At 70.9% G+C, this 21,546-nt stretch carries 15 protein-coding genes; 8 read left to right on the top strand and 7 right to left on the bottom strand.

Features of this window, described 5'->3' with window-relative positions; translation table 11 throughout:
- Positions 1-16: 16 nt before the first annotated feature.
- The 6 genes from ACGFK0_RS36210 to ACGFK0_RS36185 all read left to right on the top strand — a co-directional run bounded on the left by ACGFK0_RS36210 (position 17) and on the right by ACGFK0_RS36185 (position 10,498).
- Complete coding sequence (locus ACGFK0_RS36210; protein ID WP_392913054.1) at positions 17-2,044, top strand: PQQ-binding-like beta-propeller repeat protein; 2,028 nt, start codon at positions 17-19, stop codon at positions 2,042-2,044.
- Positions 2,045-2,070: 26 nt separating this feature from the next.
- On the top strand, positions 2,071-4,353 hold the full coding sequence (locus ACGFK0_RS36205) for a serine/threonine-protein kinase (RefSeq protein ID WP_392913052.1): 2,283 nt from the start codon (positions 2,071-2,073) through the stop codon (positions 4,351-4,353).
- A gap of 483 nt (positions 4,354-4,836) precedes the next feature.
- On the top strand, positions 4,837-7,146 hold the full coding sequence (locus ACGFK0_RS36200) for a PQQ-binding-like beta-propeller repeat protein (protein WP_392913051.1): 2,310 nt from the start codon (positions 4,837-4,839) through the stop codon (positions 7,144-7,146).
- Positions 7,146-9,311: a PQQ-binding-like beta-propeller repeat protein gene (locus ACGFK0_RS36195; protein WP_392913050.1), complete on the top strand. Its 2,166-nt coding sequence runs from the start codon at positions 7,146-7,148 to the stop codon at positions 9,309-9,311. The genes ACGFK0_RS36200 and ACGFK0_RS36195 overlap by 1 nt, the downstream gene beginning before the upstream one ends.
- Before the next feature lie 194 nt (positions 9,312-9,505).
- Positions 9,506-9,952: an Hsp20/alpha crystallin family protein gene (locus ACGFK0_RS36190; protein WP_392913049.1), complete on the top strand. Its 447-nt coding sequence runs from the start codon at positions 9,506-9,508 to the stop codon at positions 9,950-9,952.
- A 213-nt stretch (positions 9,953-10,165) separates the two neighbouring features.
- Positions 10,166-10,498 carry a MerR family transcriptional regulator gene (locus tag ACGFK0_RS36185; protein WP_392913047.1) on the top strand — a complete coding sequence of 111 codons (333 nt, stop codon included), beginning with the start codon at positions 10,166-10,168 and terminating at the stop codon, positions 10,496-10,498.
- Between the two features lie 54 nt (positions 10,499-10,552).
- Here ACGFK0_RS36185 and ACGFK0_RS36180 read toward each other — a convergent pair whose 3' ends face one another.
- The gene (locus tag ACGFK0_RS36180) at positions 10,553-11,794 is read right to left on the bottom strand and encodes an NAD(P)/FAD-dependent oxidoreductase (RefSeq protein ID WP_392913045.1); all 1,242 of its coding nucleotides are present in this window, start codon (positions 11,792-11,794) and stop codon (positions 10,553-10,555) included.
- A gap of 176 nt (positions 11,795-11,970) precedes the next feature.
- On the bottom strand, positions 11,971-12,195 hold the full coding sequence (locus ACGFK0_RS36175) for a hypothetical protein (RefSeq protein ID WP_392913044.1): 225 nt from the start codon (positions 12,193-12,195) through the stop codon (positions 11,971-11,973).
- A 184-nt stretch (positions 12,196-12,379) separates the two neighbouring features.
- Here ACGFK0_RS36175 and ACGFK0_RS36170 point away from each other — a divergent pair, with 184 nt between their 5' ends.
- Positions 12,380-13,183, top strand: coding sequence for an FHA domain-containing protein (locus ACGFK0_RS36170; RefSeq protein ID WP_392913065.1), 804 nt, complete (start codon positions 12,380-12,382; stop codon positions 13,181-13,183).
- Positions 13,184-13,303: 120 nt separating this feature from the next.
- Here ACGFK0_RS36170 and ACGFK0_RS36165 read toward each other — a convergent pair whose 3' ends face one another.
- From ACGFK0_RS36165 to ACGFK0_RS36155, 3 genes are all read right to left on the bottom strand, one after another.
- On the bottom strand, positions 13,304-15,016 hold the full coding sequence (locus ACGFK0_RS36165) for a serine/threonine-protein kinase (RefSeq protein ID WP_392913043.1): 1,713 nt from the start codon (positions 15,014-15,016) through the stop codon (positions 13,304-13,306).
- 395 nt (positions 15,017-15,411) lie between these two features.
- Positions 15,412-16,110 (bottom strand): response regulator, encoded by a 699-nt coding sequence (locus ACGFK0_RS36160; protein ID WP_392913042.1) that lies wholly within the window; start codon positions 16,108-16,110, stop codon positions 15,412-15,414.
- Positions 16,107-17,213 (bottom strand): sensor histidine kinase, encoded by a 1,107-nt coding sequence (locus tag ACGFK0_RS36155; RefSeq protein WP_392913041.1) that lies wholly within the window; start codon positions 17,211-17,213, stop codon positions 16,107-16,109. The genes ACGFK0_RS36160 and ACGFK0_RS36155 overlap by 4 nt, the downstream gene beginning before the upstream one ends.
- 585 nt (positions 17,214-17,798) lie before the next feature.
- Here ACGFK0_RS36155 and ACGFK0_RS36150 point away from each other — a divergent pair.
- A complete protein-coding gene (locus tag ACGFK0_RS36150; RefSeq protein WP_392913040.1) occupies positions 17,799-18,737 on the top strand; it encodes a CPBP family intramembrane glutamic endopeptidase in 939 nt (312 codons plus the stop codon).
- A gap of 326 nt (positions 18,738-19,063) precedes the next feature.
- Here ACGFK0_RS36150 and ACGFK0_RS36145 read toward each other — a convergent pair whose 3' ends face one another.
- Entirely contained in the window at positions 19,064-20,029 is a 966-nt protein-coding gene (locus ACGFK0_RS36145; protein WP_392913039.1) for a metallophosphoesterase, read from the bottom strand.
- Between the two features lie 374 nt (positions 20,030-20,403).
- On the bottom strand, positions 20,404-21,495 hold the full coding sequence (locus ACGFK0_RS36140; RefSeq protein WP_392913038.1) for a hypothetical protein: 1,092 nt from the start codon (positions 21,493-21,495) through the stop codon (positions 20,404-20,406).
- Positions 21,496-21,546: the final 51 nt, after the last annotated feature.

Raw genomic sequence — 21,546 nt, 5'->3', positions numbered from 1 at the left:
GAGGCCTTGGTTCGAAGTGAAGATCGGGAAACATGTGGCGCCTCTGCTGGACGGAGATCCGCGGCAGATCGGCGTTTACCGGATCGTGGGGCGGCTGGGCGCGGGCGGCATGGGCCAGGTCTTCCTGGGGCAGTCCCTGGGCGGGCTCGCGGTGGCGGTGAAGGTGATTCACGAAGCGATCGCCGCCGATCCGGGGTTCCGGGCGCGGTTCCGGCGCGAGGTCGTCACCGCGCGGGCGGTCAGCGGCGCGTTCACCGCCGCGGTCGTCGACGCCGGACCCGACGCGCCGCGCCCCTGGCTGGCCACCGTGTTCCTGGAGGGACGGCCGCTGAACGAAGCCGTCGCCGAGCACGGGCCGCTACCGCCGCAGGCGGTGGCCTCCCTCGGAGCCGGTCTGGCCGAGGCGCTGATCGCCGTCCACCGGGCCGGGATCGTCCACCGGGACCTCAAACCGGGCAACGTGATGCTCAGCCCGGACGGCCCCCGGGTGATCGACTTCGGCATCGCGCACACCACCGGCGCCACCGCCATCACCAGGTCGGGGACCATCGTCGGCACTCCCGCGTACATGTCCCCCGAACAGGCGCGCGGGCAGGAGTCCGGCCCGCCGGGGGACGTGTTCTCGCTCGGCGGCGTCCTGGCGTTCGCGGCAACGGGACAGGGCCCTTTCGAGGGCACACGACCAGAGGTCACCGTGTACCGCGTCATCCACGACCCGCCCGCCCTCGACGCCGTCACCGACCCGGCGCTGCGCGACCTCATCGCCGCCTGCCTCGACAAGGACCCGTCCCGGCGACCGACGCCGGCGGAGCTCCTCCAGCGCCTCCGGTCCGGTGCTCCGCAGGGCGTCGCATGGCTCCCCCCGAGCATGGCGGCCGCGATCACCGAAGCCACGGCACCGCTGTCACCACCGCGCGGCGCGGTCGGCCGCCGCACCCTCATCCTGGCCGGGACGGGTCTGACCGCGCTGGTCGCCACGGGGGCCGTCGCCGCCGCACGCCGGGCCGGTGACGAACCGGGCGGCCGAGGCGGTCCAGGCGGAGGCCCGGTTCGCACCGGGACGCTGGTTCGCAGGATCAGCGTCGGTGAGAGCCTCGCGGGCGGCCCCGCACTGGCCCAGGGGCTGGCGGTCGTGACGACCACGAGCGGGGAACTGCACGCCTTCGACCTGGCCGGCGGACTCCGGCGCTGGCGCTACGTTCCGGCCGCAGGCGAAAGCGGCGCGTTCACCTCGACACCCGTCGCGGCGGACTCCACGGTCTACGCCGTGAACGACAGCGGATACCTGCACGCCGTGGACGTGGCGACCGGCGAGCGGCGATGGGCGCGGAAAGCGGGCGTGCTGGGAAGCCCGCCGGCGGTCTGCGGCGGTCGCGTCTACGTGTGGACGGGCGCCGGGGAAGGCGGCGGCGCACCGTCCCTGGCGGTCTTCGACACAGCCGGAAAGGGGAGGCCGGAAACCACGTCCGAGCGGGTTCTCGGCGCGCCCGTCACCGACGGCCACGGCACGTACGTGCTGACCGCCGAGGGCATCGACGTGTATCAGAACGGTGCGGCGCGGCCCACCCGGAGCACCGGCGTACCGGCCACCGGCGTGCTGACCGTCGCTGGCGGCACCCTGTACGGCACACCCATCCAGCATGGCGACGCTTGGGCCTACGACACGCGCGGGCAGCGCATGCTGTGGGAACACAGGCGTCTCTCGTCGGAGATCAGATTCTCGGCCGGTGCCACGGGAGCACGCGACCTGGTGTACATCCCAGACGCCGAGGGCGGGCTCCTGGCCTTCCGACCCCGGGGCGGGCGGCTGGCTCAGCGCTGGCGTCTGCCGCTCCCCGCCAGGATCGAGGTGCCGCCCGTGGTGGCGGGCGGCGTCGTCTACGCCGGAGCCACCGACCGCGCCGTGTACGCCGTGGACGCCGCCACCGGGCGGCTCCGCTGGCGCTACCCGACCGGCGGCTCCATCATCACGCCCCCGGTGGTCGCCGGTTCGCTCGTCCACGTGGGCGGCCGGGACGGCTTCCTGTACACGCTGCGAGCTTGATCGCACTGAATGGATGTGAGAACTCGATGGAGCCGTTGCAGGCCGAAGACCCGGACGAGATCGGTCCCCATCAGCTGCTCGCCCGCCTGGGCTCGGGCGGCATGGGCCGCGTCTACCTGGGCCGGTCGCCAAGCGGTCGCCTCGTGGCGGTGAAGGTACTGCACGCCGGATCGGCCGGCGAACCCGGTTTCCGCGCCCGGTTCCAGCGTGAGGTCACCGCGGCGCGGGCGGTCAGCGGCGCGTTCACCGCCGCCGTACTCGACGCCGCCCCCGACGCCCCCGCGCCATGGCTGGCCACCGAGTTCCTCCCCGGCCGCACGCTGGCCGAGACGGTGACCAGGCACGGACCGCTCCCAGCCGAGGCCGTCACGGCGCTGGGCGCCATGCTGGCCGAGGGGCTGGCAGCCGTCCACCGCGCCGGGATCGTGCACCGGGACCTCAAGCCGTCCAACGTGCTGCTGACCCCGGACGGACCCCGCCTCATCGACTTCGGGATCGCACGGCCCGCGGACGGCGGCACGATCACCCAGTCGGGCATCGCGGTCGGTTCCCCCGGCTACATGGCCCCCGAGCAGGCCGCACAGAGGGAGACCGGACCTGCGGCGGACGTGTTCGCGCTGGGCGCCGTACTCGCCTTCGCCTGCACCGGAGCAGGACCATTCGGCACCGGCCCGGTGCACGCGGTCATGTACCGAGTTCTGCACGATCCCCCCGCCCTGGACACCGTCACAGATCAAGCCCTCAAGGCATCGCTCGCCGACTGCCTGAACAAGGACCCGTACGGCAGGCCCAGCGTGGACCAGATGCTGCGATCGCTGGCCGCCCGGCTCCCGGACGGCACGGCGCCGGAGGGGCTCGCCTGGCTGCCGCATGCCCCCGCCACCGACATCACCCGGACGGCGGAACAGGTCCCCCGAGGACCGCTGCGCACCGCCCCCCGATGGGCTCCGGCCACGGAGCCGGGGACGTCCTCCCCGGGATTCAAGCGTCGTCATCTCCTGGCCATCGCCGGTGCCGCCTTGGGCGCCGGTGCCACCGCGGCAACCGGGATCTCCCTCCTCAGCGCGGCCGCGTCCCCCTTCGACCCCGGTTCGGAGGAAGGACCGGATGTGGATCTCGGCAGCGCCCAAGGCGTCTGGAGGCACAAGATTCCCCAGTTCGACGCCGAGGTCAGTCAGGGCTTGTACGTCTCGTCCGGTCTGGTGCTGGCGTTGTGCTCCTACCGGTCCCGGCAGAGATACCTGCATGCTCTGGACGCACGTACGGGACGCCGGCGCTGGCGCGTGTCGTTCAGCACCATGGGCTCCGCCTTCGAAGCGGCGGGCGACGGCCTGGTCTTCGTGCGCTCCGTCGCGTATCCGGAGGACCCGCCCGAACAGCGCATCAAGACCCTGCACGCAATCGATGGCGGCACGGGCAAGGAGCGCTGGAAGAGCTCCCCCGTCAGTTCGTTCGCCACCGGGTCAGGGCTCAGCTTCGTTCCCGTCGGCCGGCAGGTGCAGGCGATCGAGAACGCCACGGGCAGGATCGTGAAAAGGGTGGCTTCGGCATCCGCCGCCCGCGAGGTGGTCTACGCACACGGCACCCTCTTCGTGCTGGGTGGCGACCGCCTCACCGCCTACGCCGTGCCCTCCCTGGAGCCCCGATGGGAGGCGCGGCTTTCCGGGCCGAGCCTCACAGTGCGGACTCCCATCGTTGGAACCGACGCGGTCTTCGTGTCGTCCGAAAACGGCCTGCAGGCTTTCGCTCTCGGCGATGGAAAACGCCTTTGGAGCATCGACACGGGCGCAGGGGATGCCATCCGGTCGAAGGTGGCGGGCGGAGTCTGGAATCCCACGCTGCTGGGTTCCGTCCTCTTCCTGCCGACCACCGGTGACATCGTCCAGCAACTGGACGCGAAAAGCGGGCGGCGGTTGGCGGCGCTCAGCGTGGGCGGCGGCCAGACGGCGAAACCCGAGCCGAACCCGCGACTGCTGAGCCCGGTGACGTCCGGGGGCGTCGCCGTGATCTTCAACGGAGTCGACCAGTTGTACGGCATCGTCCCCGGTTCCCGGCAGGCACTCTGGCAACAGCACGTCGCCGACGTGACCGAGTGGGACGGCGCCTATCCCATGGTCTGCGGCGGCCGCGTCCACCTCGCCACCAAGAAGGCGCTGCTGTCCTACGACCCCAAGTCGGGGAAGGTCGTCAACCGCGTCCAGGGGCTACAGCCGAGCGACCTCACAACGGCAGGCGATGTCCTGTACTTTGCCGAGACGGTCGAGCATTCCAAGAAGTACATCCGAGCCATACGGCCCGGCCCGTCCTGAAACCGCCCGGCGAATCCAAGTACGGTTTTGCGGCTCAAGCAGGGGAGTGAACGAATGCCATCACGCCGAACGCCGCGGCCGACCCCAGTGTCGCGGCGAGGACGATGACGGCGCCTCGCACGCGCCGTCTACCCAGAACAAGCTTCCAATATCAGTGCAGCGAATGCGGTACCCGATAGCGCGAGTACCGCGACCGCCAAAAGCGTGGCGCTCCCTGTACTCATCTCTTGAATCCTGGCCGCTTCGGCGACGAACCGGCTCCGCCTGGCGGGGGACGCCGACGACCTCGTACCGGCCGTCGGAGACATCGCCCCGTCCGTTGTCCGGCGAATGCGGGCGAACCCTCTGTCGAGCAGAAGCGTCTACTTGGGCGCGAGCGCCCCGATGCCCCTTCGACGATGGAGAAGCACGACTATGATCATGCGCCGGATGCCGGGCACGGCCGAGTCGGGCCGAGGTGCCGCGGCCGGGGGAGGGAGCCGAGTGAGCGGTGTCGCGTCGGTACGGGCGGGCGACCCGGAGGGGCTCGGGCGGTACCGGATCGTCGGGCGGCTCGGTGGCGGCGGGATGGGCACCGTGTTCCTCGCCCTGTCGCCGGGCGGGCGAGCGGTCGCCGTGAAGGCGATCCGGGCGGAGCTGGCGGAGGATCCGGGGTTCCGGCGCCGGTTCGTCCGGGAGGTCGACGCAGCCCGCCAGGTGAGCGGCTTCTTCACCGCCGCCGTGGTCGACGCCGACCCCGAGGGGACGCCGCCGTGGCTGGCCACCGAGTACGTGCCCGGGGTCTCCCTGGACGCGGCGGTGGCCGAGCACGGCACCTGGCCGGAGGGAACGGTGCTCGCGCTGGGCGCCGCGCTGGCGGAGGCGCTGGAGAGCGTGCACGCGGCGGGCGTGGTGCACCGCGACCTCAAGCCGTCGAACGTGCTGCTGGCGGCGGACGGCCCGCGCGTGATCGACTTCGGGATCGCGCGGGCGGCCGAGGCGACCGAGCTCACCGAGACCGGCATGGTCATCGGCACGCCCGGCTTCATCGCCCCCGAGCAGCTCGTGGCCGACGAGGTCACCGCCGCCGGCGACGTCTTCGCCCTCGGCGCCGTGCTGGTGTTCGCGGCGACCGGCACCGGCCCGTTCGGGACAGGGCACGCCCACGCCCTGAACTACCGGGTCGTTCACGAGGAACCGGAGCTGACCGGTGTGCCGCCCGCGCTGGCGGACGTCGCCGCCCGCTGCCTGGCCAGGGACCCCGTCCGGCGTCCCACCGTCTCCGGACTGGTCGGGGAGTTGAGCCGCCTGGCGGGGACCGGGCAGGCCGCGGGCTTCTTCACGGAGGCGGGCTGGCTGCCCGCCCCGGTGGCCGCGCAGGTCCTCCGCGTCCGGTCCGCGCCGCTCCCGCCCCCGCCCGGTGTCCCCGCCCCGCCCGGTGTCCCCGCCCCGCCCGGTGTCCCCGGCCCCAGCCCCAGCCCGCCCGGTGTCCCCAGCCCCAGCCCGCCCGGTGTCCCCGCCCCGCCCGGCGTGCCCGTTTCGACGGGACGGGCACGGGCGCCCGGCCCCACGCGGCGCCGGATCCTGGCCGCGGTGGCCGCCGCGGCGGCGGTCGTCCTCGCCATCGGGGCGGCCGTCCTCGCCGTCCGGCTGTCCGGTGACGACGGGAAGGCCGAGGCGGCCGGGCCGCCGCAGCGCGAGGAGCTGTGGACCTTCCCCCTGGCAGAGGACATGGACCTGACGCAGGTGGTCGGCGGCACGGCGTTCATCGACGACCGGAAGGGCGGCCTGTACGCCTTGAACAGCGAGAACGGCCGGCTGCGCTGGAAGCACGCGCATCCCCTTGACGAGGGCGTCCCGACGGGCCCGCGGTTCCTGGGGGCCACCGAATCGGTGGTGTACTACGGCGCCGGTGAGTACACCTACGCCCGGGACGCCCGCAGCGGCGAGGAGCTGTGGAAGTGGAAGGACCACGGCATTCATCCGTCGGTCGAGATGGTCGGAGAGAAGATCTACGCGTCGGACGTCCGGCTGATCGCACGCGACTCCCGAACCGGGCGGGAGATCTGGCGGAACACCTATGAGGGCTACTCGGAGAAGGGGCCGACCGTCTCCGGAGGAGTCGTCTTCGTGGTGATCAATGACGGCACCCTGCGCGCGGTGGACGCGGAGACCGGCGCGGACCTCTGGCGCCTCCAGGTCGGGGACCGGCTCGAAACATCGCCCGTCGTCGCGGACGGAATCGTCTACTACGGCGTCCAGGACGGCTCCCTGCACGCGGTGAGCGCCGCGACGGGCCGGTACGCGTGGAAGCAGAGCTTCGAGGGCGCCTCCTGGGACCCCGCCATCGCAGGCGGAGCCGGCGCCCCGAAGATCGCGGACGGAGTCGCCTACTTCGAGAACGACGGCTACGTGTGCGCCTTCGCCGCCGACACCGGCAAGCCGCTGTGGCGGCACAAGACGGGAGTGGACGAGGCCCGTCTGCTGTCGGTCGAGAAGGGGACGGTGCTCGTCAGCGACGGTGACGACGAGGAGGCCGGGAACCTCTACGCCCTGGACGTCCGCGACGGCACCCGCCTGTGGAAGGAGCACCTGGGCGGGAGTCCGAGCATTGTCGACGGTCGAGCGGTCGAGAACGGGACGGTGCTCGTCAGCGACGGTGACGACGAGGAGGCCGGGAACCTCTACGCCCTGGACGTCCGCGACGGCACCCGCCTGTGGAAGGAGCATCTGGGTGGAAGCCCGAGGGTCATCGACGGACGACTCTACGTCGTGGAGGACGACCTTCTGCGCGTGCTCTCGGACGCCGGCTGATGGGGAGGGAAAGCGGAGTGGAGGCGTACGCGCCGCTGGAGGCGGGCGACCCGGAGCAGCTCGGGCCGTACCGGATGGTCGGGCGGCTCGGCGGCGGCGGGATGGGCCAGGTGTTCCTGGCGTCGTCGCCGGGTGGCCGCGCGGTCGCGGTGAAGGTGGTGCGGGCCGAGCTGGCGGAGGACGCCGGGTTCCGGCGACGGTTCGTCCGGGAGGTCGAGGCGGCCCGCCGCGTGAGCGGTCCCTTCACCGCCGCCGTGGCGGACGCCGACCCGGACGGGACGCCTCCATGGCTGGCCACCGAGTACGTGCCGGGACTGTCGCTGAAGGCCGCGATCGACGCGCACGGCCCCCTGCCGGACGGGACGGTCCGGGCCCTGGGCGCCGCGCTCGCGGAAGCGCTAGAGGGCGTGCACGCCGCGGGTGTGGTGCACCGCGACCTCAAGCCCTCGAACGTACTGCTGGCCGCGGACGGCCCGCGCCTGATCGACTTCGGGATCGCGCTGGCGTCCGAGGGCACCCGGCTGACGGTGACCGGGGCGATGGTCGGCACGCCCGGCTTCATGTCCCCCGAGCAGTTGCGGGGCGGCGCGGTCGGCCCGGCGAGCGACGTCTTCGCCCTCGGCGCCGTCCTGGCGTACGCGGCGACCGGGGCCGGACCGTTCGGCGGCGGCTCGGTGCACGCCCTGAACTACCGGGTCGTCCATGGGGACCCCGACCTCACCGGCGTGCCGTCCGGGCTGGCGGACGTCGTGGCCCGCTGCCTGGACAAGGACCCTGACCGGCGCCCCACCGTCCCCGGCCTGGTCGGGGAACTGGGCCGCGCGTCGCGGGCGTGGCCGCCCGGTGGAGCCGGCTGGCTGCCCGAACCGCTGACGGCCGAGATCACCCGCACCGTCCCCGCACCCCCCACTCCCGCCGCCGCTCCCACGGCCGTTGCGACGGCGCCGTATCCCGGCCGACCACCCGGTCTCCTTCCCCGGCGCGGAGGGCGGTGGCTCACACGGAACCGTGCCCTGGCGGGTCTCGCCGCCGTCACCGTCCTCGTCACCGCCGCCGCGACGCTCGTCCTCACCGGCGGCGAGCCGGACGCCGGCGGGCAAGGCGGGACGGACCGCGCCGCGGAGCCCCGCCCGCCGGTACTGAAGCAGCTGTGGTCCTACGGAACGCAGCCGAACTGGACGCCGGTGGTCAAGGACGGGACGGTGTACTTCGGCGAGGGCGACGGAAGCGTCCACGCCGTGGACGCCCGAACTGGCGACCGCCTGTGGAAAAGCGACGGGGCCTGGGGCAGCGGAGACTCCCTGCTCCTTTCCGGTGACAGCATCTACTCCAGCGGATACACCGACTCCTCGTTCGACGGCGGCCGCGTGTTCGCGCTGGACGCCGGTACCGGCCGCAGGCTGTGGGAGCACCCGGTTCAGGCACTGCTGCACGGCGAGGTGCTCTCCGGAGGGAATTTCTACTTCCACCACGGAACATCCGAGGATTGGCAATCGTCGGTGGAGGCGCTGGACACCGCCACCGGCAAGAAGTTGTGGAGCCACGAAACCGAATTCGTGTGGGAGTTGGCCGCCCACGGTGACGTCGTCTATTACGTCGGGAGCAGCAAAGAGGAGCCGGGTCCGCAACTGCATGCGCTGAACGCCGGCACGGGCGAACGGTTGTGGAAGGTGCCTTTCGCCAAGGAGGTTCACGACAGGCCGGCGTCGCTCACCGTCATCGGCGGCGTCCTCTACGCGGTGGGCGAGAACGGCACCGTCTCGGCCCACGATGCGAGCGACGGCAGGCGCCTGTGGAGTTCTCCGACGGGCCTCCGCGACTTCGATGACTCAAGCCCACCCGTGGTTGCCGATGGGCTCCTCTATGCCAGCGCCAACGATCCTCAGGAGGAGAACGGCCAGGCGTTCGCCATCGACACGAAGACCGGCGCGGTGAAGTGGCGCCGTAACCTTCCCCTGGTGAGCTCGTCCCTCACCGTCTCGTCCGGGACGGTCTACGTCGGTACGACGTCCGGCGAACTGCACCTGCTGAACGCCGGCGACGGCGCCTCTTTGGGAAAGGTGCGGCTGGCGGACGGCCGGGACCCCAATGCGGTGGTGTCCGGCGGGGTGGTCTACTTCGGCGCCGGTGACGGCAATCTGCGCGCGGCCACCATCACCCGCTGACTCCGGGCGCCGAAGCGGAGCGTGGCATGCCTTCGGCCGACGCGAGTAGCCGGCGAAGACGTCGCCCGGAGGCTCGGACTTGACGACCGTGGGCGCAGGATACTTATAATCTCGATTGCAGGTTTCTTCCTGCGATGTGGACAAGCATCCCGGGGCGTGGAGGCCCCCGGGGAATCATCGGAGGTGAACAGACGATGCTGCTGACGTCGATCGACCCGTTCGTGCAGGAGTTCGAGCGCCAGTTCGACCGGGCGGTGCGCCAGGCCGGCCTGAGCGGCCGGGGTGAGGGCGCGGGCATGCCGATGGACGGGATCCGCCGCGCGGACGACGTCGTCCTGCGGTTCGACCTGCCGGGCATCGACCCCGGCTCGATCGAGGTGACCGTGGACCGCGGCGTGCTGACCGTCACCGCGCGCCGCGAGGAAGAGTTCGGCGAGGGCGACCGCGTCTTCGTCCGCGAGCGCACGATGGGCGCCTTCACCCGCCGCGTCTACCTGTCGGAGCACCTGGACGCCGACGCGATCGAGGCCGCCTACAACAACGGCGTCCTGGCCGTCCGCATCCCCGTGCTGGAGCGGGCCAAGCCCCGCAAGGTCGCCGTTCAGCAGAGCGGCGACACCCATAAGTCCCTCCAGGCCTGAACACATCACCGGACACAACAGGCCTGAACCCACCCGACTGGACCGAGCGGCCGCGGTCCCGCTCGAGCGGGGACGGCACTTCAGGGTCACACCATGCCGTCCCCGCCCGGGACGGGCCACCCGTCCCGGGCGCGGAAGGGGCAGATACACCAAGCCGTGCACAGCGGCCCAAGCGAACCGGGCCGCACCGCGACCGGGAGAAAGGAGGGGAGTGTGAAGCTGCCCATGGACGACGAGCATGTGGCCCTGTTCACTGTCGGGCAGGTCGCCGACATGCTGCAGGTGCAGCAGGCGTTCCTACGCCGCATCGACGACCACCAGGTCGTCTCCCCCCAACGCTCGGCCGGCGGGCAACGCCGCTACTCCCGCCAGGAGATCGGCCGCATCCAGCAGGTCGTCGGCATGGTGGGCCAAGGCATGACCCTGCCCGCCATCCGCCGCATCCTCGAACTCCAGCACCAGCTCGCCGAACTCACCCGCGAACGCGACGAACTCGCCCGCCTCCTTGCCGCCCGCACTTCCGCCGACCCCGATCGCACCGCCTGAACATCCACCACCCGGCGGCGACCACCCCACCGGCATGATCCGGGCTGCCCTCGCTCATCCCGAGATGGGGACGGTCGTCCGCGGGCGGGAGTCGGCGAGGACGGCCTGCGCGGCGCGGCGTCCCGACACCAAGGCCCCCTGGGTGGAGCCGGTGTCACGGTGGTCGCCGCAGACGTACCGTCCGGGCCGGAGCCGCACCGGCTGCCGCATCCGCAGCGGGGGCGGCATCGCGGGGAGCGCCGCCTCGACGGGATAGGTCCCGATGAGCCGCCATCCGGAGGTGTCGCCGTAGATCTCGGTCAACCGCTCCAGCACGCGTGATTCGTCCGCGTCGAGGCCGAGCACGGACGTCGAGATGAGCGCGCGGCCGTCCGGGGAGTAGCGCGGGGCCGCGTCGGTGAGGACCAGCGTGTCGGTGATGACGCCCTCGGCGTCGATGATCTGGATCGGCTCACGCAGCGGTGAGGAGGGAGCCACGTGGTAGAAGGTCGTCACCGCGCGCATAACGGGTGCTTCGACCTCGGGCAGCAGCCGGGCCGCCTGGACGGGGTCGGTGGCGACGACCACGGCGCGGGCCTGGACGGTGGAGCCGTCGCCGGTGCGCACGCCGTCGTCGGTGATCTCCTGGACGGCCGTGTCGAGCGAGATCGTCCCTTCGGGCAGCCGGTCGGCGAGCTGCTGGGGGATGCGGCCCATTCCCAGCGCGGGGAGGGTGATGGTGCCGCGGACGAACGACCGCCAGATCATGTGGAAGTACCGGCTGGAGGTCTCCAGGTCGCGTTCCAGCAGCACGCCGGACAGGAACGGGCGCAGCAGCCGGTCGATCATCACATCGGACAGGCCCCGCAGCCGGAGTTCGTCGTAGGTGCTTCGTTCGGGACAGTCACGCAGCCAGGAACCGGAGGCGGCCAGGTCCCGGGCGGTCATCGCCGCCAGCGCCGCCTTGTCGCCGATGGTGCCGATATCGGCGAGGGCACCGCTCAACGCGTGCTCGGGATGCTTCCACGGCAGCATCACCCGCTCCCGTCGGCCTCGGTGGAACACCAGCAGACCGGACGAGAACGGCTGGAGGTCCAGAGCCGCGAAGTCCAGAACCTGTCGGGCCTCGGGATAGGCGGTGTTGAAGACCTGAAAACCGCGGTCGAGGCGGAACCCCTCCACCAGGTCGGTGCGCACCCGGCCGCCGATCCCGTCGGACGCCTCCAGCATCCGAACCGGCACACCGGCCTGGTGCAGTCGCACGGCACAGGCCAACCCGGCCAGTCCCGCCCCAACGATGATGACGCTTTCGGACATCGCTTCCCCTTCCCCGGAGCGACCGTCCCGGCGACCTGCCGGTTTCTCCTGCTCAGCGCGATCGACTCGGCAACATCCGTTCACGGGGCACCATGCCCGCCGTATCCGTGGTCACTCCGAACCTGACCCCGACGGGGAACGCGTGCAGTCACCCACGTCCCACGGCGCCCTTCGCTTCAGGTTTCACGGGGCTGTTCGGCGGTCCAGGCGGTGATGACGATCGCGAGTGAAGCGACGATCATTCCCGGTGGGAACGGCGGCCACAGCGACAGCAGGGCGGCGAGGGCGAACAGGACCGCCGCGCTGCGCGGGATGGAGCGGCGACGCCACCCGGCGATCGCCAGGCGGGACGGCGCCTTCGTGCGGACTCCGGTGCACTGGTGGTGACGAATGGCAGGCACCGGCCGAGAATGACATCGGCGCGCCGGGAGGGGGCCCAGGCTCTTGCCGCATACTCGGCTCGTGAGACGGCGAGGGCAAGGTCGCGGGATGACCGCGGAGGGTGTGTCATGAGTGGCAAGCCAGGCCCCAGTCCCGAACCCGGTTGGGTGACGACCTCTGAATGAAAGGAGCCCATACGTGCCAATGAATCCACCTGGACGCTTCCTGGAACGCTCGAAGGTCAGCCTGCTGTCAAAGGACCTCGGCAGTCTCGCCCACGGAGTTCCGCAGGCCGCGGTGCAGGGAACACTGTTCGTCATGGGTTCGCACGGTGGTATGCGGGTGGCGCCCGACGCCGGTTTCACCCTGTTGTTCGGCCGCAGCGAACGCGACGTCCATGTCTGTGTCGGTGACGACGACCGGCAAGTCAGCCGTCGGCACGGATCCATTACGCGCGAAGGCTCGAAATGGGTGCTGCGCAACGTCGGCAAGCGAGCGATCCGGTTCCCCGACTCACAGATTGTTCTCAGTGGTCATTACGCGGAATTGCCGTCCACATACGCGCCCCTGTTCATCGTGACCGAGGGGCGGCAGCACCTTCTCGAAGTACGGATCGCGACCGGACGAATGTGGCCGAACGGACCGGCGGTGCACGAGGACGAGACCGACAGCCCCAAGGCATGGGACCTCTCAGAGGAAGAACGCCTGGTGCTGGTGTGTCTCGCTCAGCGCTATCTACGACAGGAACCGCAGCCGCAACCGCTGACCTGGTCCCAGGTCGCAGAGGAACTTCACCATCTCCAACCGCAGCGAGGCTGGACGAAAAAGGTGGCCCCGCATCTCGTCAAGACCGTGCGCGAGAGGCACAGTTCCCGGGTGGCCGGGCTGCTGGAAAAGGAGATTCCCCCGCCGATCGGCAACGCGCTCAACCACAACCTCATCACCGCGTTGCTGGTGCGCGGTGTCCTGACACCGGAGGACCTCGACCTGCTGGAGGAGCCCCGCTAGGCGGTTTCGTTGGACTAGCGCCATTGGACCAGATTCGGATCGCCCCCGGTCACCTGCGGACGTTGGCCGCCATGGCCGCCGCGACCTCTGCCGGATTGCCATCGTCCACTGTCGTCCGCATTAGCCGCTGGGCCAAACGATGGTCTTGGACCTGGCCACCTCGGTGCCGTTCTTCTCCACCACGATGTAGACCTTCTCGCCCACGCCGTTGTAGTCGAAGCGGTCCGTGTCCGCGTAGCCGCTGCCGTTCGTGGTCACCGTCGCGCCGGGGTTGGAGTAGTCGTCGGTGGGAGAGACAGGCTCGATGTGGTACTCCGTATTCGGCTCGAAGCCGGACATCACAATGTGCATTTTCGCGCACTCCGGCGCCTGGCAGGTCTCGTTGTAGTCGCCGGTCCGGCCGCGGGTGAGGGCGACGACCGGCCCTGCCGGCGGCCTCGACGACACGGAACGGGACGTGGACGTGGTCGGTGTGCGCCTCGGCTTGGTGGGTGTGACCGCGGGCGTCACCGTGGGCGTCACCGCCTTGGACGGTCTGGCCCTCGTCGCCACCGCCTTGGTCGGTTCGGCCGTCGTCACCACCGTGCCCGGCTGATTCGTTTCCGGTTGTGACCCGAATGGGGCGCAGGCGACTACCACACCGGTCGTCACGAGTAGAACCACCGCGGCGGAGGCCGAAATCGCGATCAGCCACCTGCGGCGAGAGGGTTCGCCGCTCGTGGGACGTCGTGGCGTGGCCGAGGGCGGCACCGGGTCCGCGGCCGGTGGCGGGCCCCCGGCCACTTGACGGACGCGCGACCCGTCCCCGACGGTGGTCATGGCGGCCTGCCGGGGCATGGCCGCTGCGGCGTCGGCCTTGTCCGGGATGGTCGGACCGGCGCCCCCCTGCGGCACCTCGGTGGGCTGTGGCGTCTCGGGTTCGGGCGGCATCCCGGGGCCCCGCGGCGGGGCCGCGGCGTCGGGTGCCGTCAGCGAGTGTTCGGTGACCATCTCGATGATGGACGCGGGCAGCCAGTCCTCATGCCTGGCGGCCGGGGCCAGGCGTTCGATCAGCTCGGCCACGTCCGGACGGTCCGCCGGTGCCTTGGCGAGGCATCCGGCGACGAGGCCGCGAAGCGGGTCCGGCAGGCCGGTCAGGTCCGGTTCCTTGTCCAGGATCCGGTAGACCGCCGCCGCGATCGAGGTCGCGGCGAACGGGCTGCGTCCGGTGGCCGCGAACGCCAGCACAGCACCCAGGGAGAAGACGTCGCTGGCCGGGCCGAGCTCGTCGTCGTCCCCGCGCGCCTGTTCGGGAGACATGTACGCGGGCGTGCCGATCAGCGCGCCCGATGCCGTCAGCGTGGACGCGTCGTCCAGGTGGGCGATACCGAAGTCGAGAATGCGCGGTCCGTCGGCGGCGATCAGGACATTGCCCGGCTTGAGATCGCGATGCACCAGCCCGCACGCGTGCACCGCCGACAGGCCCTCGGCGATACCCGCGCCGAGGGTCAGTACGCTCGCGGGAGGCAACGGCCCGTGCTCGTTCACCGCGTCTCGCAAGGACGGGCCCGGAATGTAGGCGCTGACGACCCACGGCGGGTCCGCCTCGGCGTCCACGTCCACCACCTGCGCGGTGTGGAACCCGCCGACCCGGCGCGCCGCCTCCACCTCCCGTCGGAACCGGGTGCGGAAGGCGGGCTCGTCCGCGACCGACGGATGGATCACTTTGACCGCGACCGGGCGACCTCCGGGAGAACGCCCCAGGTAGACCCGCCCCATGCCACCACTGCCGAGCCGTCCGAACAAGCGGTACCGACCGAGGATCCGAGGATCGGATCGGCGTAGCGGTTCCATTTTCAGCTGTCCCCCTCGCTGCCCGATACGCAATGCGGTATCCGGAGCCCGCAAATGAGAGTCCCACAAGACCCTCTCATCATTTCATGATGTCACCGCACGTACGCCGATAGTCAGAAAGCCGCGTCAGTGAGCCTGGTCGTCCTGCATCAAGCACGACGGCACTCATCGGTGAACACCGGCAGCCGTTCCTTATTGCGCGGCGGGCATGGATGTAGGTGAGTTCGGGACCGGCGAGCTGAGATGGGCGACGAACCGGTCGAGCAGATGGCCGGCGTCGGTGCTTTCCAGGCGTTCGAGCAGAAGCAGATGCCAGTCCGCGTGATCACCAGTGCGCTCTGCGGGAGTAATCGGCGTTGACGCCGTCAATTCCGGGAGCGGAGATTCGGGAGTCGTCAGGTTCGGTCTCCGTCGCCCGCCACGCCCGCTCGATACGCCAGGACCACCGCCTGGACGCGGTCGCGGAGGCCCAGCTTGGTGAGGATGCGCGAGACGTAGGTCTTCACGGTCTCGTGGCCGATGACCAGCTCGGTGGCTATTTCGGCGTTCGACAGGCCTTCGCTGATGAGAAGAAGGACCTCGTGCTCGCGGGGGGTGAGGACCTTCAGGCGGTCGCGCTCGGGGGACGCGGGGACGGTGGAGGGGCGAAGACGCCCGGCGAAGCGGCCGATCAGCGCGCGGGTGACGACGGGCGCCAGGAGGGATTCGCCGCGCGTGACGGTGCGTACCGCGTTGATCAGTTCGGGGGGTGCGGCGTCCTTCAGCATGAAGCCGCTGGCGCCGGCGCGCAGAGCCTCGTACACGTACCCGTCGACGTTGAAGGTCGTGACGACAAGGATCTTCACCGGGTTGGAGGATTCGGGGCCCGCCAGGCGGCGGGTGGCCTCGATTCCGTCGAGCACGGGCATGCGGATGTCCATGACGACGACGTCCGGGTTCAGTTCCTCCGCTCTCCGGACCGCCGCCCGGCCGTCCGCGGCCTCGCCCACGACCTCCATGTCGGGCTGGGAGGACAGGATCGTGACGAAGCCGGCGCGCACGAGGGCTTGGTCCTCGCAGACCAGAACCCTGATCGGAGCAGGGAGAACGCTCACGCGGCGCCTCCCGCAGGGATGCGTGCGTGCACGTGGAACCCGCCCTCCGGACCGGGCCCCGCCGTGAATTCGCCGCCCAGCATCTCCACCCGTTCTCGCAGCCCGGCCAAGCCGCGGCCTCCCGAGATGCCCGGGCCGCCGTCGCGGAGGGCGGAGGACGCGGCCACGCCGCCGGACGTCCCAGCGGTGGTGACCTCGACGTCGGTCCAGTCGGGGGTGTGCGCGAGCCGCACCAGCGTCCTCCGTCCGGCGGCGTACTTCACCGCGTTGGTCAGCGATTCCTGCACGACGCGATACGCCGTGAGCCGGGCGCCTATGGCCATGTCCTGCTGCTCTCCTTCCTCGACCAGTTCGATCGGCTGGCCGCCTCCTCGTATCTGCTCCACAAGATCAGGCACCCGGCGCGGCATCGGTGTCAGGTCCGGGGACGCCGAATCGCCGGTCGCCTCCAGCACGCCGAGCAGGAATCGGAGTTCGGCCAGCGCGCGGCGGCCGGTGCCGTTGATCGCGCGGAGGGCCTCGGTGACGCTCTCCGGCGACTCGGTGAGGTACTGCGCTGCTCCGGACTGCACCACCATCGCGGTCACATGGTGGGTCACCACGTCGTGCAGCTCCCGCGCCAGGCGGCTGCGTTCCGCGGCGATCGCGGCCTGAGCGAACAGGTACCGCCGCTCGGCCTCGCGCGCCTTCCGCCCGCGGACCATGGCACCCAGCCCGAACGCCACCGCCAGGACGATGGAGAAGAGCAGGTAGTCGGTCAAGCCGGCAGGTGAGCCCAGCTCGTGCAAGGCGATGGCGAAGACCAGGTACCCGGCCGTCGCCACTGCCGCCACGACCCGCCGGAGGCGGTTTTGATGGGCGCCCGCGGAGTACAGCGCGATGTACAGGCCCAGGCTGCCGAAGCTCGGCGGGCAGCCGAGGCACTCGTACACCGCGAAAGAGGTCCCCGCCAACGCCAGGCAGGCGGCCGGCCAGCGGGTACGCACCGCCATCGGCAGTGTCATCCCCAGCGTCAGCAGCACGCTCGCGACGGACGCGGGGTGGGTGGGAAGGTCTCCGAACTGCGGCGCGACCTGCGACAGCGGCGCCGCGAACGACAGCATTGTGAAGACGAGCGCGAGCTCACCGTCCCTGGTGGCGGTAGAGCGTGATCTCCACCAGCACCACAGCGAATGCAGCCGAACGGTTGCGGCGGCCACCAGCCTTACGCGTGCGAAGGCACCGCCGTCTCGCGTGTTCGATTCCGCCCCGGCCCCGGGGGACGGCGTCCCGGGACGGACGGCTTCCGGCCGTCCGGTGCGGAGGACGTGATCCGTCGGTGCAGGCGATGCCGGGCCCGATGGTTCATGAACTGCCTGGTCTTCCATCATCATTCACGATCCGGTAGGTACAACGCCGAGTGGTACGAGAAACGGGTCGTGGCCGGCGGCTCACTCCCATTCGGTACGCCCGTCCGGCATCCGCACCACGCGGCACCGCACTGCCGAACGGACTCGCACAGTGACCGTAGCGTCCGGTGCCGGCTGCGCCGTCCTCCCAGAAGAGGGCAGAGGGTAGCTCGCTCGGGGGACCCGCGGACACGGCAACTGCTTACTCGCTGGTGACTACTCACAGTGTTCGTCGGCCGTAGCTTCTCGGTGTCGAGAACGGAAGCCACCCGCAGAGGGCGGGGCCTTGAGGAGGAAGCCATGACATTCAGCGACCAGCAGTCACCGCGACCGGCCGGTGCCGGTGTCCACCCGACCGGCTCTACTGGGAAGAACGCCGACCGCCGCCCCCCGCGGTGGGCGGCGTCAGCGTGGGTTCGTCTGCCGGTGCTGTTCGTGCTGATGCTGGTCGTCACCTCGATCATCAGTGCGATCAACGGCGCCGCCGACGCCACTCCGCTGACCGCCCTGATCGCCGGGGTGGCCTGCGGCGGGCTCGCTCTGGCCGGCTATGTCTGGGCGGTGCGTTACCTGGAAGGCCGCCGCACGCTCCAGGAGTTGGCCCCCGCACAGGCCCGGCAAGGACTGCAGCGGGGCGCCACCCTCGGCCTGGGCCTGTTCACGGTCACCATCGCGCTGGTCGCGATGTTCGGCGGCTACCATGTCCACGGCTGGGGCTCGATCGGCGGCGCGCTGACCACGCTGGGCGTCATGATCGGTGTCGCGGTCGTCGAGGAGCTGACCTTTCGCGGCGTGCTGTTCCGGGTGCTGGAGGAGAAGACCGGGACGTGGGGCGCGCTGGCCGTCTCCGCGCTCTTCTTCGGCGGCCTGCACCTGGTCAACGAGGACGCGACGATCTGGGGCGCCCTGGCCATCGCCGTCGAGGCCGGGCTGATGCTCGGCGCGATCTATGCCGCCACCCGCTCGCTGTGGTTGCCGATCGGCGTGCACCTGGCCTGGAATGTGGCCGAGTTGGCCATCTTCGGCACCAGCGTCTCCGGCTCCGGAACGGGCACCGGCGGCCTGCTGGACGCTTCGGTCAGCGGCCCCCAGGCATTGACCGGCGGCGCCTTCGGCCCCGAGGCCAGCATCTTCGCCATCCTGGTGTGCATCGTGCCCACCGTGTTGTTCCTGCGTGCCGCCAAGCAGCGCAACCGGATCCACACCCGCGCCGAACTGGCTCGGGCAAAGCAGCACTGACGTCGGCCAGGCCATCGAGAACCGGCGAGTCCAGGGGGCAGCCCGGTTTCGAAACCGCCGAGCGGACAACGAGCGAACACGACAGGCATCGCGATGTGGCGGCTCGTGCGATCAGACCGGGCGCGATGTAGGTGGAGGGGCACGTCCAGCGGAGCGGCGTATGAGTCACCCGTCGCGGTCGCGTCGAGGGAGGAGTTGCCGTTGCGGATTAGCGCGCCCGTGTGCGGACGAGCGTCTCCCGGCCAGGGCCGGCCGATCGGGTTGAGGACCCAAGGTCGGCCGCTGGGTCAGACCCCGCCGGAAGGCGCTCGTCTCCATCGTCACTGTCAGTCGGCGGGGACCGTCTGGGGCTCCCAGGTGAACACCTTCGGGTCGTTGCGGTCGGCCGTGACGCGGAGCCACTGGGAGGCGGTGGCCCCGAAGGTCTCCAGGCGCGTCAGGTTGGGAACCCCGGCGTACGCCGACTCCACCTCGTATCGGTGTTCGTCGCCGTGGACGAGCAGTACCGGCTTTCCGTAGGCCCTGGAGTGCTGGACGATGCGCTCCCTGATCTCGGCGAATCCGGGCGTCGCCGTCGGCTCGGCCTGCATCATCAGCAGCACCCCCGAGGCATGGGTGCGGTCCGCCCTGGCGAAGGCCGCGTCGATCCAGTCCAGCGCGGCGGCCTTGCGGTCCTCGAACTCGGCCAGCCGCGGCGCGGGCCGGTCGCCGCCGGGCAGTTGCGACCACGGTTCCAGGTCGTTCTCGCTGCCGACGACGTGCACGGTGGAGAACACCACCTGGCCTCGGCTGAACATCACGTTCTCGCGGTAGGCGCGGTGCCGGGGGTCGGTGGCCTGGCTGAACACGTGCATCCGCTGGCGGCCCAAGGTCTTTCCGGGCACGGGGTAGAAGACCTTGCGGACCTTGTCGAGGCGTTCGGTCGGCAGGTAGCCGCCGGCGGCGGTGCGGTGGCAGTCGGTCCACTCGTTGTCGCCGGGCGTCAGCACGAACGGGGCGCGGAAGGTGCCGAACAACTCGGCCAGATCCGCGAACCGGGCGTTGTCGCACGTCGACGAGCCGTTCTTGACGTCGCCCGCGTGCAGGACGAGTCGGATCTTCCTGTCGTCGTTCACGGCCGAGACCAGTGCCGGGAAGGCGGCTCGCTGGGTGTCGCCGTAGGGCGTGTCACCGATCAGGGCGAATGTCACCGGACGGTCGCGCTGGGCTTGCGCATCGGCAGTGCCGGGGAGGACCAACCCGATGGCGGCGGCGGCCGCCGCGACGTGCGCCGCCCGAAGGAATTTCTTCATGGGCAATTCTCTGCGCGTCCGAACCAACGCACCATGACCGTCGGATGGCCCGGCGACGACGGCCGGCCGACACGGTGGCGCCTCAGCGGCCGCGACGACCGGTGGCCCTGTCCGCGGTGGCGTCCACGTGCCGGCTGTCTATGACGGCACCGACACCGACTCCGCATATGTGGAGGCCATCCGGGCCCACAACGCAGGCAGCGGCGCGGTCTCCTCCACCCCCGCAGCCCCGAGCAGATCGCCCGCTACCTCGACGGCCTGGAGTTCGTGTTCTTCGTGCCATTCGATTGGCGGCGGCGCTGAGGAGAGCCGTCCCGGCGCGAACCACCGTTCGGGGGACGAGCAGCTTTGAGCGCCGGGGCCGGGCTGTCGGCTCATTCCCGGTGCGGGAAACCCCACAAATGGAGGGCGGTCTGATCCTTGGAGACCGTGCACCAGGCGTCTTTTCCTGCCGACAGGGGAGACCCCGAGACAGGGAAGGGGTAGACGACCGATCCTCGCAGGGCCATTGTGCGCGGGTCGACGAGCCAGTGGCGGGGGACCTCCGCGTAGTACTCGGTGCCGACCACGGCGATGTCGTCGTACGGGAACGCCGCTTCGAAGTCCCAGCGAACACGGTCGTCTCCCGAAGGAGGGGGGACGGCATCATCGGCGTTCAGCCGCCGCAGTTCCATGCCATCTTCCCCCCGGTGGAGATAGAGGGCCCACTGCCCCGTATCCGTCGTCAGGAAGTGCTCCCCGGACGGACTCACCGCGAGAAAGACCTCCTCGACGAATCGCTGGACGGTGAGCTGCGTACCATCCCAGCGTCCCCACAGCACGGGCGAACTCTCCTCGCCCTCCGCGACGGACAGCCCCATGTACGCCGGATCGGGGTGAGGAAAGTGGAAGGAGCCCGATCCCACGGTCATCGTCGCGACCCGGGCCAGCAGCGAGCCGTCGGCGGCGTCGAGGATCAGCCACTCCTCCTCGATGTCGTGCCCCGTGTGGCTGCGGACGTGAGCCCACAGGACCTTGCCGTCGGAGGAGAAGGCCGCCGAGCCGCTGTCGGCGTGGCCGTGGTGGTAATCGTCGGCGTACTCGGAGAACGAGGCATGGGCCGTCGTGCACACGGCGGCGGACCAGCAACCGTGGCGGATCTCCCACAGCACGGCGCCGGTCGAATCCACGGCCCGCAAGGCGTGCACGCCGGCGAACACGGCGACATCACCGGCGGGGGAGACCGCCACTGAGCCGTACCGGCGAGGCCACGGCGCCGGAAAGCGGACCTCCGCCCCCGCCCCCTCAAGATCGCGGACGGCCAGTTCGGTGTCCCCGCGCTGCACCAGCAGCCTGCGCCCCGGCCAGTGCAGTACCCGTGGGCCGTCCGCCGAGGCGGGGTCGAGCGGAGCGGCGGCGGTGACCAGGAGACGGGCGGCGAACCGGGCGGCTTCCTCATGGGTGGCATCGGGCGTCACAGCCCGCATGCTTCCACACCCGCCGGACGGTGCATCCGGCCGGCGCACCGGCCAGAGCCG

Origin of the sequence: Spirillospora sp. NPDC048823, assembly GCF_043198445.1 — a bacterium.
In the GTDB taxonomy this organism is placed as follows: domain Bacteria; phylum Actinomycetota; class Actinomycetes; order Streptosporangiales; family Streptosporangiaceae; genus Spirillospora.
The sequence above is the reverse complement of the archived record's forward strand: the minus strand, read 5'-3'. Positions and strand labels throughout refer to the sequence as shown.

Bases quoted from the DNA above. Each gene is read 5' to 3' on its own strand.
- ACGFK0_RS36205 (WP_392913052.1), top strand. From the start codon at position 2,071: ATGGAGCCGTTGCAGGCCGAAGACCCGGACGAGATCGGTCCCCATCAG.
- ACGFK0_RS36195 (WP_392913050.1), top strand. From the start codon at position 7,146: ATGGGGAGGGAAAGCGGAGTGGAGGCGTACGCGCCGCTGGAGGCGGGC.
- ACGFK0_RS36190 (WP_392913049.1), top strand. From the start codon at position 9,506: ATGCTGCTGACGTCGATCGACCCGTTCGTGCAGGAGTTCGAGCGCCAG.
- ACGFK0_RS36180 (WP_392913045.1), bottom strand. From the start codon at position 11,794: ATGTCCGAAAGCGTCATCATCGTTGGGGCGGGACTGGCCGGGTTGGCC.
- ACGFK0_RS36170 (WP_392913065.1), top strand. From the start codon at position 12,380: ATGAATCCACCTGGACGCTTCCTGGAACGCTCGAAGGTCAGCCTGCTG.
- ACGFK0_RS36165 (WP_392913043.1), bottom strand. From the start codon at position 15,016: ATGGAACCGCTACGCCGATCCGATCCTCGGATCCTCGGTCGGTACCGC.
- ACGFK0_RS36155 (WP_392913041.1), bottom strand. From the start codon at position 17,213: ATGCTGTCGTTCGCGGCGCCGCTGTCGCAGGTCGCGCCGCAGTTCGGA.
- ACGFK0_RS36150 (WP_392913040.1), top strand. From the start codon at position 17,799: ATGACATTCAGCGACCAGCAGTCACCGCGACCGGCCGGTGCCGGTGTC.
- ACGFK0_RS36145 (WP_392913039.1), bottom strand. From the start codon at position 20,029: ATGAAGAAATTCCTTCGGGCGGCGCACGTCGCGGCGGCCGCCGCCGCC.
- ACGFK0_RS36140 (WP_392913038.1), bottom strand. From the start codon at position 21,495: ATGCGGGCTGTGACGCCCGATGCCACCCATGAGGAAGCCGCCCGGTTC.